Annotated in this window: 15 protein-coding genes and 1 pseudogene; 7 read left to right on the top strand and 9 right to left on the bottom strand. The window is 57.9% G+C overall.

Annotated elements, in window-relative coordinates:
• Nucleotides 1–29: 29 nt before the first annotated feature.
• A complete protein-coding gene (locus ACZRMO_RS20750; protein ID WP_463974038.1) occupies nucleotides 30–1,718 on the bottom strand; it encodes an LA2681 family HEPN domain-containing protein in 1,689 nt (562 codons plus the stop codon).
• 241 nt (nucleotides 1,719–1,959) lie between these two features.
• Between ACZRMO_RS20750 and ACZRMO_RS20745 the strand changes: the two genes are divergently transcribed.
• Entirely contained in the window at nucleotides 1,960–3,324 is a 1,365-nt protein-coding gene (locus ACZRMO_RS20745) for a deoxyguanosinetriphosphate triphosphohydrolase (RefSeq protein ID WP_456134786.1), read from the top strand.
• 157 nt (nucleotides 3,325–3,481) lie between these two features.
• Here ACZRMO_RS20745 and dgt read toward each other — a convergent pair.
• The 5 genes and pseudogenes from dgt to ACZRMO_RS20720 all read right to left on the bottom strand — a co-directional run.
• A pseudogene (gene dgt, locus ACZRMO_RS20740) lies at nucleotides 3,482–4,111 on the bottom strand (dGTP triphosphohydrolase); the annotation flags it as partial.
• Nucleotides 4,112–4,182: 71 nt separating this feature from the next.
• Nucleotides 4,183–5,346: an EAL domain-containing protein gene (locus ACZRMO_RS20735; protein ID WP_463974037.1), complete on the bottom strand. Its 1,164-nt coding sequence runs from the start codon at nucleotides 5,344–5,346 to the stop codon at nucleotides 4,183–4,185.
• Between the two features lie 93 nt (nucleotides 5,347–5,439).
• Complete coding sequence (locus ACZRMO_RS20730) at nucleotides 5,440–5,781, bottom strand: hypothetical protein (protein WP_463974036.1); 342 nt, start codon at nucleotides 5,779–5,781, stop codon at nucleotides 5,440–5,442.
• On the bottom strand, nucleotides 5,778–6,161 hold the full coding sequence (locus ACZRMO_RS20725) for a phage holin family protein (RefSeq protein ID WP_012723020.1): 384 nt from the start codon (nucleotides 6,159–6,161) through the stop codon (nucleotides 5,778–5,780). The genes ACZRMO_RS20730 and ACZRMO_RS20725 overlap by 4 nt, the downstream gene beginning before the upstream one ends.
• A gap of 2 nt (nucleotides 6,162–6,163) precedes the next feature.
• Nucleotides 6,164–6,478, bottom strand: coding sequence for an ElaB/YgaM/YqjD family protein (locus ACZRMO_RS20720; RefSeq protein WP_463974035.1), 315 nt, complete (start codon nucleotides 6,476–6,478; stop codon nucleotides 6,164–6,166).
• A gap of 346 nt (nucleotides 6,479–6,824) precedes the next feature.
• Here ACZRMO_RS20720 and ACZRMO_RS20715 point away from each other — a divergent pair, with 346 nt between their 5' ends.
• Nucleotides 6,825–8,033, top strand: coding sequence for an ammonium transporter (locus ACZRMO_RS20715; RefSeq protein ID WP_463974034.1), 1,209 nt, complete (start codon nucleotides 6,825–6,827; stop codon nucleotides 8,031–8,033).
• Here the strand turns inward: ACZRMO_RS20715 and ACZRMO_RS20710 are convergent.
• Nucleotides 8,020–9,744 (bottom strand): cation:proton antiporter, encoded by a 1,725-nt coding sequence (locus tag ACZRMO_RS20710; protein ID WP_463974033.1) that lies wholly within the window; start codon nucleotides 9,742–9,744, stop codon nucleotides 8,020–8,022. The genes ACZRMO_RS20715 and ACZRMO_RS20710 overlap by 14 nt on opposite strands.
• A gap of 228 nt (nucleotides 9,745–9,972) precedes the next feature.
• Between ACZRMO_RS20710 and ACZRMO_RS20705 the strand changes: the two genes are divergently transcribed.
• The 3 genes from ACZRMO_RS20705 to ACZRMO_RS20695 all read left to right on the top strand — a co-directional run bounded on the left by ACZRMO_RS20705 (nucleotide 9,973) and on the right by ACZRMO_RS20695 (nucleotide 11,553).
• Nucleotides 9,973–10,209 carry a glutaredoxin family protein gene (locus ACZRMO_RS20705; protein ID WP_207041428.1) on the top strand — a complete coding sequence of 79 codons (237 nt, stop codon included), beginning with the start codon at nucleotides 9,973–9,975 and terminating at the stop codon, nucleotides 10,207–10,209.
• A 74-nt stretch (nucleotides 10,210–10,283) separates the two neighbouring features.
• Complete coding sequence (locus tag ACZRMO_RS20700) at nucleotides 10,284–10,619, top strand: hypothetical protein (protein WP_003189932.1); 336 nt, start codon at nucleotides 10,284–10,286, stop codon at nucleotides 10,617–10,619.
• A 43-nt stretch (nucleotides 10,620–10,662) separates the two neighbouring features.
• Nucleotides 10,663–11,553 carry a pseudouridine synthase gene (locus tag ACZRMO_RS20695; RefSeq protein ID WP_463974032.1) on the top strand — a complete coding sequence of 297 codons (891 nt, stop codon included), beginning with the start codon at nucleotides 10,663–10,665 and terminating at the stop codon, nucleotides 11,551–11,553.
• 55 nt (nucleotides 11,554–11,608) lie between these two features.
• Here ACZRMO_RS20695 and ACZRMO_RS20690 read toward each other — a convergent pair whose 3' ends face one another.
• Nucleotides 11,609–11,830 carry a YgdI/YgdR family lipoprotein gene (locus ACZRMO_RS20690; protein ID WP_016978480.1) on the bottom strand — a complete coding sequence of 74 codons (222 nt, stop codon included), beginning with the start codon at nucleotides 11,828–11,830 and terminating at the stop codon, nucleotides 11,609–11,611.
• Between the two features lie 79 nt (nucleotides 11,831–11,909).
• Complete coding sequence (mobA, locus tag ACZRMO_RS20685) at nucleotides 11,910–12,512, bottom strand: molybdenum cofactor guanylyltransferase MobA (protein WP_463974031.1); 603 nt, start codon at nucleotides 12,510–12,512, stop codon at nucleotides 11,910–11,912.
• Between the two features lie 77 nt (nucleotides 12,513–12,589).
• On the opposite strand from mobA, the gene moaB reads away from it, so the two are divergent.
• Nucleotides 12,590–13,129, top strand: coding sequence for a molybdenum cofactor biosynthesis protein B (gene moaB, locus ACZRMO_RS20680; RefSeq protein ID WP_017734379.1), 540 nt, complete (start codon nucleotides 12,590–12,592; stop codon nucleotides 13,127–13,129).
• A gap of 22 nt (nucleotides 13,130–13,151) precedes the next feature.
• On the top strand, nucleotides 13,152–14,339 hold the full coding sequence (locus tag ACZRMO_RS20675) for a molybdopterin molybdotransferase MoeA (protein WP_463974046.1): 1,188 nt from the start codon (nucleotides 13,152–13,154) through the stop codon (nucleotides 14,337–14,339).
• Nucleotides 14,340–14,438 lie beyond the last annotated feature (99 nt).

The following is a 14,438-nucleotide window of genomic DNA, read 5'->3' as shown; positions in this document are numbered from 1 at the left end:
GCGGTCCTAGTTTCTGGGTAAAGCCAAACTTAGCGATAGGGAACCTCTCTAGATGCGATTAGGGTGTCGTCATCAGGTAGCGATTTTTCTTGGTGGTGAATGGACAAGGCTAGGTACATCATTGCCGTTTTGGACATTTTGAATAGGCCCATGATCTGCTGTTCAAGGTCCTCGATTGATATGGCTTCACCATACGACTGGAGCCGTCTTTTTTCTTTTATAAGCTCGACTAGTTCTTTGTGCTCTTCGCTATCAGCATCCAGCTCGCTCAGCTTTGTTTCGGCTGCCTTTAGGGTGTTTTCCGGGTTGTAGAGTTTCTGGGATAGCTCATATCCGAACGAGTCAACTATTTTCAGCGATTTATGCTCAAGAGCATTCCGTATTTTATTTACAACGTTTGCTCTTGGGTAGTTAACATCGGCTAGGAAAAGGTTAGCGTTAGGGTCTTTATTGGTAGTGCTATTTTTTTCGCCAGTATCATGTATGTCTTGGCTCAGAAAATAAAGTGCTCTCAAATATGGGTTTTTGACTTCACTCAACCAAATAGCGGGTTTCTGGTTAGAAGAAAATATGCTGTTTATGTTGACTTTGTGTTCGGGTATTTCATTGTCTGAGACTTTAAAGAATTTATAGATGAAGTAAGCGATTTTGTCTTGTATAGAGTAAAGGCAGCGAAGAGCTGTTCTGTAGTGATTGGTCTTTAAATCGTAGAAGGTCGAATCGTAGCTTTCGACTTGTGAGGTTGTCGAATTATACATGTGCTCAGTTTCGATTGGGATTTGTAAGGCGGTATGGAATAGGTATCTAGCATATTTATAGGTGTCTTTTATCTCTTCAAAGTGAGAGTGGTATGCAAGCTCTTCACTGGGGAGTAATAAGCGATTTATTTTGCCACTAAATGAAGGCAAGTAAAGACAATCTTCGTATGCGTATTCCTCTGTGATGACATTGTTTGTGAAGTTCAGGAATAGTTTATTCTTCCCCACCCAGTCAAGGTATGATTTATGCTTTCTGTTCATAAAGTTTTCTTTGTGAGTGTCTGAGTGGTCGGAATCTAGATATTCAGGGTATTGGGCTTCAAACCATTTGCAGTAATGATTGAGGCGGTGATTTAGCTGCTCAAATAAGTTCTGTTCTCCCGGAGTGCTCACGCTTTCTGATAGTTTTGCTTTTTTAGAAAGCCTATATGATTGTTTGTAAAAGAAGAATCTTGAGTTTTCATCATATATGCTCTCGCTGGCTTCTATCAGGCATCGGGCCTTGGTGGCGAGGCCGAAAGCATTTTTTTCATCAATAGCCAAATCATAAAATTCTAAGGCTTCAAGATGCCGGTGTTGTTCGGTAAGATAATTTGCAAGATTTATACTTATTTTTGAGCGTAGGTGTGCAGTGCTAAAGTGGGCAAGTCCTTTACGGCTTTCAAAGCTATAGTATTTATCTTTCTGATTGGTCAGTTCATGTAAGGCTTTTCGCAAATAATAGATTGCTCTTTTTATGTGGGGCGAGCTCCACTCGTCCGCGATTATAGCTCTGTATGCTGAGTAATATCCCGTGCCGACTGTGTAATAAAGTTGAGCTGTCAGAAATTTAGTTTCACCTTTCTTTTTCTGGACTGTCTGGCAGTAGTTTATGAGGTTGGTGCTTGAGGTTTCTATCAGTAAATCCATTTTTTGACTGATTTTATCTATTTCTTGATTGTTGAGAGGTTTATCAGTCATGTGTTCCCGCCTGCGAATGTCTTGGTTATTTTTCGATGTTGTAACTATATCCTGTCCTGAAGGATTGGGTAAAGTGATGTGCTGGCTGTAGAGTTTATTTTAGTATTCGGGATGCTATGCGGGGTTAAGCAGTCAGCTCTTAATAAGTTATTAGTGCGTATGCTTTTTTCTTGTTTTTTATTGCATATATCCATGCCTGAGCTATATTTATACGCTTTGCATATGTGTTAAAGGTAGTGATATGGCTAGTATGAGTTGGGATAAGCTACTTAATAACACCCGTCTTGGCGGTCGGCCTCCGAAATCTGAGCTAGGCCGTTCACCTTTTCATTCGGACCATGACAAGGTTATTTTCTCCGGGGCTTTCAGACGCCTTGCAAGAAAAACTCAGGTTCATCCACTCGCCACTAATGACCATGTCCATAATCGCCTCACACATAGCTTAGAAGTAGCTTGTGTTGGTCGGACTCTGGGAGTGAGAGTAGGGCAAGAGCTTCTCAATGAAAGACTCATCCCTGAACAGCATTCAGCTTCTGATATCGGTGATATCGTCCAAACTGCTTGTCTCGCTCATGACATTGGAAACCCTCCCTTTGGGCATACTGGTGAAGAAGCTATTCGTCACTGGTTTACCAATGATGTTGGAGCAATGATTGTTGAGCACTTGCCATTCAATGAAGCTGCTGATTTGCGTAGGTTTGAAGGTAATGCTCAAGGGTTCAGGGTTTTAACCACATCGGAGTATCATCCCTATGAAGGGGGGATGCGGCTAACCTATGCGTCACTTGGAGCTTTTATTAAGTATCCTTGGCTGGCAGGTGATGCTGTTAATATGCAAAGGCCTATCCAGAATAAATATGGTATTTACTGTTCTGAGTTGGGTTTGTTTAATGAAGTGGCTGATGCGACAGGTTTGTTAAAGCTGGGTGATGGTTGGCGGTGTCGCCATCCGCTGGCTAATTTGATGGAAGTATCTGATGACTTCTGCTATGCCATTCTTGATTTAGAAGATGGTGTAGAGATGGGCATCCTTGAGTGGGATAAGGTATTTGAAATATTGTGTCTTGTCCTTGGCGACCAACAGAAGAATCAGCTCGTCAATGAAATTCAAGGTATGAAAGTTGGCCGAAGGCTCTCTATGGTTCGTGGAAAAGTTATCTCGGCTTTTGTAGATGCTGGAGTGAATGCTTTCATGAATAACCATAATGAAATCATGAGTGGCAAGGTGTTAGGTATCTTAGATCTTTGTGGTAAGAACGTGCGTGAATGTGTAGCAGCCGCCAAAGGTCTTGCTCGAGATGAAATCTTCCAGCATCCAAGAAAGGTTGAGTTGGAAATAGGGGCTTATAGCACTATTTCTACACTACTTAACGTTAGCTGCTCTGCAGCTTTGGAATATGTCAGAAAGGATGGTGTGGCTGATTCGAAGACTAGAAGGGTGGTTGAGCTTCTTGGACTGGACTTGAAGAATTTAGACGCCAGTGGGGGTGTTTCCAAGGAATATGGTGCAATCATGCAGGTTCTGGATTACGTGAGCGGTATGACAGATAACTATGCCATGCACTTGGCTCGACAGTTTAGTGGTATGGGCGGGGAGCGAATCTAGGTGGCTTGGCCCTCTGGATAGATGGTAAAGTGGCGTTCTAGCAAAAACCTACTTATTCTTTTTTTGAAAGCTAAGCCTTCTTGATATTGCCAAATGGTTGCACTTATAACCTTTTGGCTGTTGCTTTTCAGAAAATGTAATTTTTGGCTGCAAGGCCTAAGTACAGCTCGCTCTGGTAGCAGCCGAACTTGTGTTTCTTGTAGCCCAATGCGTCGGCGTGGCGGGCGGTCCAAGGGTATTTGAGGTAGGTGCCCAGGGTCGCATAGGTCAGCCGGGTGCCGCCGTCGAACTGGTGATATTCCAACTGGGTAAGTACCCGGAATCCCTGGGCGTTGCCCTCGAAATTGAGGAAGTCATTGCGCTCGGCGCTGCTCATGTCGTCCAGCCAGCCGCGCCCGGCCGCTTGCTGGAACCAGTGGCGGATGGCGTCTTCGCCGGAGTGCCCGAACGGTGGGTTGCCGATGTCGTGGGCCAGGCAGGCCGATTGCACCACCATGCCCAGATCGCTCGGGTCGCACCAGTCGGGCAGGGCGCTGCGCAGGGTTTCGCCGACGCGCATGCCCAGGGAACGGCCGACGCAGCTGACTTCCAGCGAGTGGGTCAGGCGCGTATGGATGTGGTCGTTGCTCGACACCGGGTGCACTTGGGTCTTGCGGCCCAGGCGGCGAAACGCGCCGGAAAAAATGATGCGGTCGTGATCCTTGTGAAACGGGCTGCGCCCCAGCTCTTCCGGGCTGTGCAGGGTTTTTCCAAGACGTTCGCGGGTCAGTAGGGTGGGCCAATCCAAGGCGGGGACTCTCCGTTCGGTGAATGACCCCTCCAGCTTCCCGGTTCCGCCTTGGCGGGGCAAGCGAAAATCTACAGGCCGGCGGCATCGATATCGATTAACAGCAAGCGCTGACCGTTATCGAAGAATTGTCCGGCGGTCAGGCAGTATTGGTTGGTGGTGGCGTCGCGGTAGGTCGAGGACAGATTCAGCCGGCGCTCCTCCCAGCCTTCGGCCAGCAAGTGATAGAAATACGGGCGCCACGACCAGTTGTGGCCCAGATAGCGGCTGTCGGACTGCCAGGCATCGTGCCGCCATTCGAAGTTGGGGGTCAGTTGGGTGCCATGGCGGTCGCACTGGTAGAAGCGCAACAGCCAAGGGAAGTCCGGCAGTTGCGGCAGATGGCTCAGCGGCGCCTGGCCTTGGGCCCAGGCCTGGAGGATTTTCATCAGTTCGGCCAACTGCTGGCGCAGCAGCATGATACGTCCACGCTCGGCGAGTTTTTGCTGTACATACTGCGTGCGCAGTTGCGCAAAACGCGGCACGAAGGCGTCAGCGGCAAACCAGTCCAGCTGGGCCTGGGCGAACAGATAACCCTGCACATAGCGCGCACCGCACTCCAGGGCAAAGCTCAACTGCGCTTCGGTCTCCACGCCTTCGGCAATGATCCAGCAGCCGGTTTTCTCGGCCATTTGCGCAAGCGCCCGCACCACTTCACTGCTCGGCCCGCCGCGTGCGGCATCCTGGAACAGGCGCATGTCGAGCTTGAGGATATCCGGTTGCAGGGCCAACACCCGGTCGAGCTGGGAATAGCCCGCGCCGAAATCGTCGATGGCAATGCGCGCGCCGGCTTCGCGATAGCGCGCCACCACGTCGGCCAGGCGTTGGATATCACCGCCCAATTCGGTGATCTCGAACACGATCCGCCGCGGATCCACACCCTGGGCGTGTACCTGCTTCAGGCTGGGCAGCGCTTGGCCCGGGCGCAGGCGGTTGATCCAGCGTGGCGAGATGTTCAGGCTGAGGAACCAGTCTTCGGGCACTTCATGCAAGCGGCTCAACGCGTTGTCGCGGATTTGCCGGTCGAGGCGGCGCAAGGTCGCGCCAGGCGTGCGCGGGTCGGCGAACAGTGGGCCCACAGAGAGCAGGCGGCCATCAGGTTGACGCAAGCGACCCAGGGCTTCGACGCCGGCAATGCGCCCGGTGGCGGTGTCGATAAACGGCTGGAAGCAGGCGAGCGGTTGCCCGTCAATCACAGGGCCTCCTTGAATAGTTGGCGAAAAAAAAGACCCGGCTCTCGAACACGAGAGCCGGGCCGCTTCTGTTTGCAAGAATGCAGCCAGGGTGGCTCAGCCTTTTCGCGATGCACCCTGCATCGCCAGTTTGATCAGCGGGATCAACCCGGCCCCCAGCCGCACCAGGCGCGTCAGGCTGCTGATACTGCCGCCCTTGGCGCCCTTGCCGGTGAAGAAGCCGAGCAGCGTCACCGCGGCCACGCCCCACAGCGGCGCATGCTTGATGCCCAGGTTGTCCTGCCAGTTCTGGCCCATGTTGCGCACCTTGGTCAGCGGTGCCAGCAATTGCTGGGACTCGTGGCGAATCTCCTGGCGGTGCATTTCCATGCGCAGGCGGATCAACGCCTTGCGCATTTCCCGGCGTGAGGTGTTCTGCGGGATTTCAGTCATGCTCATGGCAGCAGGCGCTCCCGGTCATTGGCCAGTTCTTCGAGGGTGGCGTGGAACGGCGTGGATTCATCGAACACCGCCGCTTTCAAGCGCACCCCGCAGAACGCTGCGGCCAGGCTGTAGAACACGCAGAGGCAGATGATCCCGGTGAGGCGGTAGCCGGTGTCCCACACGAGGATCATCACCAGCGTCGACAACCCCACCAGCAACAGCAGCGCAAACACCAGTGCCAGGCCGGCAAACAGCAGCAGGCTGACGGTGCGGGCCTTCTGTTCCTGCAATTCGATGCCAAACAACTCGACATGACTGTGCAGCAAGCCCAGCACGGCCGCACCCAGACGTCTTGAAGTAGTGCCCGTTGACGAGCCGGTTTCGCCGATAGACATGATTAGCGCCTTGTGGCCAGCAGGCCGATCAAAAAGCCCACGCCGGCGGCAATGCCTACCGACTGCCAAGGGTTGGCCTGCACGTAATCTTCAGTGGCGGTGACGGCGGCCTGGCCGCGTTCGCGCAGGGAATCTTCGGTCAGTTGCAGGGTTTCGCGGGCCTTGAGCAGGCTGTCGTGGATCTTGCTGCGCAGCTCGTCAGCCTGGTCGCCGGCCAGCACCTTGGTGTCATCCAGCAGCTTCTCGGTGTCGCTGACCAGGGTTTGAAAATCCTCTAGCAGAATTTCTTGAGCAGTCTTTGCGGTTTTTCTGGCCATGGTTATCTCCGTGATGGGCTGATCTGTACTGTGGCTTTCGAGTCACCGGTATCGGTGAAGGTTCAGTGCAATTGTCTGGTACAGCTTTTGCTTTGCCTTGGTGCGCACGCCACGGGGCTTGCGCGAAATCCGGGCGGTCGGGCAGGAAGCCTTCAAAAACCTTACCCTAAATAACTGAAACTCGCGGAAAAACCCTGTCGGCATCGGCCTGTTGCGTTGATCGCTGCGCTAAAGCGGTTCACACCCTCTGAAGAGGGGTGGAGCCGGTGGTGCCAATTTAGTGCGCGCAACCCTGGTTTGAACCGCTTTGGTGCTTTTTGCCTTTAATGCAGGCCTGCCAACCTCCATGGAAAATTTGCAAAGTGCAGTGGACACGCTGGTCCACAGTTCCAACACCCTGTTTATCCTGATTGGCGCGGTCATGGTCTTGGCCATGCACGCCGGCTTCGCGTTCCTGGAAGTCGGTACCGTGCGCCAGAAAAGCCAGGTCAATGCGCTGTCGAAAATCCTCAGCGACTTCGCCATCTCCACCCTGGCCTATTTCTTTATAGGCTATTGGATCTCCTACGGCGTGAGCTTCATGCAACCGGCGGCGGTGATCAGCGCCGATCATGGCTATGGCCTGGTGAAGTTCTTCTTTCTGCTGACCTTCGCGGCGGCGATCCCGGCGATCATTTCCGGCGGCATTGCCGAGCGTGCACGTTTTGTTCCGCAACTGTGCGCCACGGCGCTGATCGTGGCGTTTATCTACCCATTTTTCGAAGGCATGGTGTGGAACGGCAATTTCGGCCTGCAAGCCTGGCTGCTGGCGACCTTTGGCGCCAGCTTCCATGACTTCGCCGGTTCCGTGGTGGTACACGCCATGGGCGGCTGGCTGGCGTTGGCGGCGGTGCTGTTGCTGGGCCCGCGCAACGGGCGCTACCGGGACGGCCGCCTGGTGGCGTTTGCGCCGTCGAGCATTCCGTTCCTGGCGTTGGGCTCGTGGATTCTGATCGTGGGCTGGTTCGGCTTTAACGTCATGAGTGCGCAGACGCTGAACGGCGTCAGTGGCCTGGTGGCGGTCAACTCGCTGATGGCCATGGTCGGCGGCACGGTGGCGGCGCTGATCATCGGCCGCAATGACCCAGGCTTCCTGCACAACGGCCCATTGGCCGGGCTGGTGGCGATCTGTGCCGGTTCCGACTTGATGCATCCGGTGGGCGCGCTGGTCACCGGGGCGGTCGCCGGTGGTCTGTTCGTCTGGTGCTTTATTGCCGCCCAGGACCGTTGGAAGATCGACGACGTGCTCGGCGTGTGGCCGCTGCACGGCCTGTGTGGTGTATGGGGCGGCATCGCCTGCGGCATCTTCGGCCAGACCGTGCTCGGCGGGTTGGGCGGCGTCAGCCTGATCAGCCAGTTGATCGGCACCGCCCTCGGCGTGGCGGTGGCGTTGGCAGGCGGGTTCCTGGTGTACGGCACCATCAAGCGCGTATCGGGCCTGCGCCTGAGCCAGGAAGAGGAATACTACGGCGCGGACTTGTCGATCCATAAGATTGGCGCGGTCAGTCAGGATTGATCGGGTTGTCGGCCTGGGCGTAAAAACCGTGCAGCAGGCGATAGCGGTTCTGCCGCACTTCATCGACCCGTGCCTGCACCTGTTGGTCCGGCAGGCCCAGCAGGATCAAGGCGTGGGAGGCGAGCATCAGGCTCGACTCCAATAGCTCGGGCACCACTTCGCTGGCGCCCGCGGCTTTCAATTCGGCCAGTTGGCTGTCATCGCGGGTACGCACCAGGATCGGCACCTCGCAGTTGATGCGTCGCGCTTCCTTCAACACCGCCAGGGCCACTTCGGTGTTGTCCACGGCAATCACCACCAGCCGCGCGCGTTCCAGGCCCACGGCACTGAGCAGCGCACCGCGCCGGCAGTCGCCGTAATGCACGCTGCTGTCTTCGGTGGCGGCTTCCTGTACCCGCTCCGGGTCGTCATCCAGGGCGATAAACGCCTGTTGTTCCTTGCGCAGAAAACGCCCGATGGATTGCCCAACGCGGCCATACCCGCAAATCACCGCGTGCCCGCGCAGCTCGGCGTTGAGCGCAGTGATTTCTTCCAGTTGCACTTGTTGGTTCGGCTTGCGATGCAGGCGCAGGGCGATGGCCGGCGCGGCGCGCAACAGCAGTGGCGTAAGCAGCATCGAACAGAAGGTGGCGGCCAGCAGCAGTCCGTTGAACTCGTCCGGGATCAACCGGCTCTGCTGCATCTGTGCCATCAAGGCAAAACAGAACTCGCCGCCCTGGGCCAGGGCCAGGCCGCTGCGCCAGGCGGTTTCACTGTCGCTGCCGCGCCATTTGACCAGTGCGGCGACCACGCAGCCTTTGACCAGCATCAAGGTAAGGGTCAGGCCGAGGATCAACAGGCTGTGGCTGACGAACAGTTGCAGGTCGATCAGCATGCCGATGCTGACGAAAAACAGCCCCAGCAAGATGTCGCGGAACGGGCGGATATCCGCTTCGATCTGATGGCGGTAGTGGCTTTCCCCCAGCAGCATGCCGGCGAGGAAGGCACCGAGGGCAGGGGACAGGCCCAGCAAGTGCGTGAGCCATGCGGTGAGCAACACGATCACCAGCGCCAGCAGCACAAACAGCTCCGCCGAATGGGACGCCGCCACCTCATGAAACAGGCGCGGCAATAGCCAGCGACTGGCCAGCAACAAACCGACAAACAACACCACGGTCTTGGCCAGGGTCAGCGGCAGTGCGATATACCAGGCTTGCTCGCCGGTGCCGGCAAACACCGGCACCAGGGTCAGCAGCAATACGGCTACCACGTCCTGGAACAGCAACACGCCAATCGCATTCTGCCCATGGCTGCTGAAGATTTCGCCGAGGCTGGTCAGCTCCTTGCTGACAATGGCCGTGGAGGACAACGCCAACCCCGCGCCCAGTAACAACGCGATGCCCGGCGCCACACCGAGGATCATCAGCAACAGCCCCAGCAGCACGCCGCAGCCCAACACCTGCAAACTGCCCAGGCCAAACACCACGCGGCGCAGGGCGAACATTTTGCTCAGGGAAAACTCCAGGCCCAGGGAGAACAGCAGGAACACCACGCCAAGTTCAGCGAGATCGGGCAGCTCTTCGCTGTCATTCACCCAGTCCAGGGCGGTCGGCCCTACGGCCAGGCCTACACACAGGTAGCCCAGCACGGGCGGCAATTGCAGCCGGCGAAACAGCGCAATCACCACCAGGGATGAGGCCAGAATGATCAGCAGGTTGGCAAACACACGCATCTCCGTTGCAAAGGGGCAGGCAAAAAGCCGCGAGAATCGCTGAATCAGTTATAGGCCATGCTGATTCAGGTCAGGGTTTATTGTGTCGAGGGAGCTTGCTCCCGCTGGAGTGCGAAGCGCTCCCAGGATTTTGGGGCCGCTCCGCGCCCCAGCGGGAGCAGGCTCCCTCGCCACAGGGATAGTGCGGGCATAGAATGACCGCCTACTTTCTGATCAGGGCCATTTGTCATGCTTCCTGAATGCCAGCTGTTCGGCACCCTGGGTTGCCATCTTTGTGAGATTGCCGAAGCCGAAATAATGCCGCTCGTCGAACACGGGCTGCTGGTTGAATTGGTGGATATAACCGACCCCGTAGACCTGACTGACGCCTATGGCCTAAGGATTCCGGTGCTTCGGCGGGTAGATACAGGGGCTGAGTTGGACTGGCCGTTCGACGGTGATCAGGTTGCCGCCTTCCTGCGCTGAGGTTTAGGCGATGGCGGGTTTCCAAATATTACGTTACTGTATGTTTGTACAGCGATTGAATAGAGGGAACGCCCGTGGTGAATGTTGAACAACTGAAAAGCAGCGTCAATCGCATGTCCGCCGATGTCGTGCGCGATGCGGTGAACGAGCTGCGCCTCGACGGCCTGGTCACGGAAGGCAAGACGCCGTTTAACAAAGTGCATTTCAATACCTGCTTCGCCGAGATCGAAGCGTTGTTCCAGCGCGCCGGTTATCACAAGCAGTTGGATGTAGTGGGTTACCAGGGCTTGTTGTACGCGTTGTACGATCCGGGCCGCTGGGAAGCGGTGGACGTGTTGCGCTGGCTCAAGGAGTTCACCGAGGCCGCCAGCGCCTCGCCGGTGCTGCGGGCGCAATTGGCCAAGGCCTGAGCCATGCGGGATAATGCCCGCCGGTTTTCCCTAGGCTTTACGCATGTCCACTTCGATTTTTATCCCGTCCGAGCACCAGGCCAGCACTTTGTACCTGCCACCCGGGCCTTGGGCCACGGTGCTGGAGTGCCTGTGCGAGCACTTCCCGGCGATCAGCCGTGAGCATTGGCTGGACCGCATCGCGCGGGGCCGGGTGCTGGATATCAATGGCAACCCGATCCACCTGGACCTGGCCTACAAGGAAGGCCTGTGCATCTACTACTTCCGCGAAGTGCCGAACGAAAAAGTGATCCCGGTGGAGGAGACCATCCTTTACGCCGACGAGCACCTGGTGGTCGCCGACAAGCCGCACTTTCTGCCGGTGACGCCCGCCGGTGAGTACGTCGAGCAAACTTTGCTGCGCCGCCTGATTCGCCGTTTGGACAACCCTTCACTGGTGCCTCTGCACCGCATCGACCGGCACACGGCGGGGCTGGTGTTGTTCTCGGCCAATCCGGCCAGCCGCTCGGCGTATCAACAGCTGTTTCCCACGCGCCAGATCGATAAATTCTACGAAGCCATTGCGCCAGCGCTGCCAGACCTGAGCTTTCCGCTCGTGCATAAAAGCCGCCTGGTGGAGGGCGAACCGTTCTTCCGCATGCAGGAAGGTCCTGGCGCCAGCAACACCGAAACGGCGGTGGAAGTGCGTGAAAAGCACGGCGACCTGTGGCGCTACGGCCTGTTCCCCGTGACCGGCAAGAAGCACCAGTTGCGCGTGCACATGACCGCACTCGGCGCGAGTATCTGCAACGACCCGTTCTATCCTGAAGTGATCAAGGATGCCGTGGACGACTACGCCAACCCGCTGAAACTGCTGGCCCAGGGCGTGCGTTTTATCGACCCGGTGAGCGGCGAAGAGCGCCAGTTCCGCAGCCAGATCACCCTCGACTGGTAACCCCCACAAACGACAAGGCCCGCACGCGGCGGGCCTTGTTGGCAAACGCTAAGACTTACAGGTCTTTAACGGTGCGGACCTGATCCTTGTTGATGCGGGTCTGCTTGCCGTCCAGCTGTTCGAATTCGTAGAAGCCCGAATCCTTGTCGAATTTAGGGGTGTCGACGGCCTGGATTTCGCGACCGTCATTCAGGGTGATCACTGTTGGCGAGGCGCAACCGGCGAGGGTAGCGAGGCCCAGTGCAAGCATGAGAGCGGCGATGGTCCGTTGAGTCATGGTGTTGTCTCCGAGAGAATTCTTTTGAAAAGCTGACCTTGTGACGCGCGAGGCGCCGGCAAAGTTCCTTGTGCAAGGTTCATTCTGACACGCCGGGACTGGGAAGTAACAGCTCGGGGGTGTTCAGGTTGGCCAGGCGCGGATCATCTGCCGGGCACTCCAGGCCCACCGCGCCCAGTTTCATGAAGATCTGCCGTGGGCTGCGTTCGCCGGCATGCCAGGCCGCCTCGACCGCGTCCCGCAGGGCGGTGGGCAGGATGCAGATCAGCGGCTCCCAGAATTGACCATGGCGCACCATCACCGGCACACGGGGATTGCGCTGCGCTTTCTCACGCAGCTCGGTCAGCAAGCGTGCGTCGAGTTGCGGCACATCGCACGGCAGGATCAGCAGGTGCCCATGGCGTGCGGCGCCAAGCCCTGCACGAATCCCGGCGAGCGGGCCGGGGAAGTCCGCGCTGTCGTCGCTGACCAATTGGTCGGCAAAGGCGGCGTAGTGCTCGGGGTTGCGATTGCACGAGATGATCAGGTCGTCCGTCAGCGGCCGCACCAGGGCGTGCAGATGCGCAATCAACGGTTGGCCTCGCCATTCCAGCAGGCCCTTGTCCAGGCCGCCCATGCGCTGGCCACGGCCACCGGACAGCAACAGAACCGAACAGGGCAGGGCAGATGAATCGATAGGCATGGCAGTTCCGCAGCGGCAGCAAAAGGGGGGGGCTGTGATATAACACCGGCCTGTTTCTTCGACAACCGGACCGTGCCATGACCGCCAAGGCAGATGCGCCCTTCGTACCCCTGAATATCGCTGTATTGACCGTCAGCGACACCCGCACCCTGGACACCGACACTTCGGGCCAGGTCTTCGTCGATCGCCTCACCGCCGCTGGCCATAACCTGGCCGAGCGTGTGTTGCTCAAGGACGACCTCTACAAGATCCGCGCCCAGGTTGCCCACTGGATCGCCGAAGACGTGGTGCAGGTCGTGCTGATCACCGGCGGCACCGGCTTCACCGGCCGCGACAGCACCCCGGAAGCGGTGAGCTGTCTGCTGGACAAGCAGGTCGACGGTTTTGGCGAACTGTTCCGCCAGATCTCCGTGGCCGATATCGGCACCTCCACCGTGCAATCCCGCGCCCTGGCTGGCCTGGCCAATGGCACCCTGGTGTGCTGCCTGCCGGGTTCCACCAATGCGGTGCGCACCGGTTGGGATGGCATCCTCGCCGAGCAACTGGACAACCGTCACCGCCCGTGCAACTTCGTCCCTCACTTGAAGCAGGCCGAACCCTGCGCCTCCCGTGGGTAAGCCCGGCAAGACCGGCGCCCTGATGCCGGTGGAAGACGCCTTGGCGCAACTGCTGGCGATGGCCGAGGCTGCGCCGATCCGCGAGCAACAAACCTTGCCCCTGGCCGAGTGCGATGGCCGCGTTTTGGCGCAAGACCTGATCGCCACCCTCGACCTGCCGCCCTGGCCCAACAGCGCCATGGACGGTTACGCCCTGCGCCTGGCGGACTGGCACGGCGAGCCGCTGGTGGTCAGCCAGCGCATCTTCGCCGGGCAGGCGCCGCAGCCATTGGCCGCTGGCACCTGCGCGCGCATCTTCACCGGCGCGCCGGTACCCGAAGGTGCCGATTGCGTGGAAATGCAGGAAAACGCCGTGGTCCACGCCGACGAGCGCGTGAGCTTTACCGAGCCGTTGCACCTTCAGCAGAACATCCGCCCCCAGGGCCAGGAAACCACGGTCGGCGAGCTGGTCTTGAACGCCGGCACACGCCTGGGGCCGATCGAACTGGGGCTCGCCGCCTCACTGGGGCGCGACAGTCTTGAGGTCGTACGCCGTCCGCGCGTCGCTGTGCTGTCCACCGGTGACGAATTGATCGAACCCGGCCTGCCCCTGGGCCCCGGGCAGATCTACAACAGCAACCGCCGCGTGCTGTGCACCTGGCTTGAACGCATGGGCTGCGAGGTGATCGACGTCGGCATCCTGCCCGACGATCTGGAACAGACCCGCACGCGCCTGGCGGGCCTGGGCAACGTCGACTTGATCCTGTCCACCGGCGGTGTATCGGTGGGCGAGGCGGATTTCCTCGGCATTGCGCTGCGTGAAGAGGGCGAGCTGGCGCTGTGGAAACTGGCGATCAAGCCGGGCAAACCGCTGACCTTCGGGCACTTCCGTGGCGTGCCGGTCATCGGCCTGCCGGGCAACCCAGCGTCGACCCTGGTGACGTTTGCATTGCTGGCGCGGCCGTACCTGCTGCGCCGCCAAGGCGTGGCGGATGTCGAGCCGCTGCGCTTCGAAGTGCCGGTGGGGTTCGAGTGGCCCAAACCGGGCAATCGCCGCGAGTACCTGCGCGGGCGTATCGAGCAGGGCAAGGCGATCATCTACCGCAACCAGAGCTCCGGCGTGCTGCGCAGCGCGGCGTGGGCCGAGGGGTTGGTGGAGGTGTTGGAAGGGACGACGTTGGCGGAGGGGGATGTGGTCAACTTCATTCCCCTGAGCGAAGTCTTGAACTGAACACAAATCCCCTGTGGGAGCGGGCTTGCTCGCGAATTCGGTGGGTCAGTTGATACATCTGTTAGCTGATACACCGCATTCGCGAGCAAGCCCGCTCCC

It is taken from the genome of Pseudomonas sp. B611, from assembly GCF_055407965.1.
This window is presented reverse-complemented; position numbering and strand designations above follow the sequence as displayed.

Bases quoted from the DNA above. Each gene is read 5' to 3' on its own strand.
- ACZRMO_RS20720 (WP_463974035.1), bottom strand. From the start codon at position 6,478: ATGGCCAGAAAAACCGCAAAGACTGCTCAAGAAATTCTGCTAGAGGAT.
- ACZRMO_RS20750 (WP_463974038.1), bottom strand. From the start codon at position 1,718: ATGACTGATAAACCTCTCAACAATCAAGAAATAGATAAAATCAGTCAA.
- ACZRMO_RS20745 (WP_456134786.1), top strand. From the start codon at position 1,960: ATGGCTAGTATGAGTTGGGATAAGCTACTTAATAACACCCGTCTTGGC.
- ACZRMO_RS20705 (WP_207041428.1), top strand. From the start codon at position 9,973: ATGCTTCCTGAATGCCAGCTGTTCGGCACCCTGGGTTGCCATCTTTGT.
- mobA (WP_463974031.1), bottom strand. From the start codon at position 12,512: ATGCCTATCGATTCATCTGCCCTGCCCTGTTCGGTTCTGTTGCTGTCC.
- moaB (WP_017734379.1), top strand. From the start codon at position 12,590: ATGACCGCCAAGGCAGATGCGCCCTTCGTACCCCTGAATATCGCTGTA.
- ACZRMO_RS20725 (WP_012723020.1), bottom strand. From the start codon at position 6,161: ATGTCTATCGGCGAAACCGGCTCGTCAACGGGCACTACTTCAAGACGT.
- ACZRMO_RS20710 (WP_463974033.1), bottom strand. From the start codon at position 9,744: ATGCGTGTGTTTGCCAACCTGCTGATCATTCTGGCCTCATCCCTGGTG.
- ACZRMO_RS20675 (WP_463974046.1), top strand. From the start codon at position 13,152: ATGCCGGTGGAAGACGCCTTGGCGCAACTGCTGGCGATGGCCGAGGCT.
- ACZRMO_RS20715 (WP_463974034.1), top strand. From the start codon at position 6,825: ATGGAAAATTTGCAAAGTGCAGTGGACACGCTGGTCCACAGTTCCAAC.
- ACZRMO_RS20690 (WP_016978480.1), bottom strand. From the start codon at position 11,830: ATGACTCAACGGACCATCGCCGCTCTCATGCTTGCACTGGGCCTCGCT.
- ACZRMO_RS20730 (WP_463974036.1), bottom strand. From the start codon at position 5,781: ATGAGCATGACTGAAATCCCGCAGAACACCTCACGCCGGGAAATGCGC.
- ACZRMO_RS20695 (WP_463974032.1), top strand. From the start codon at position 10,663: ATGTCCACTTCGATTTTTATCCCGTCCGAGCACCAGGCCAGCACTTTG.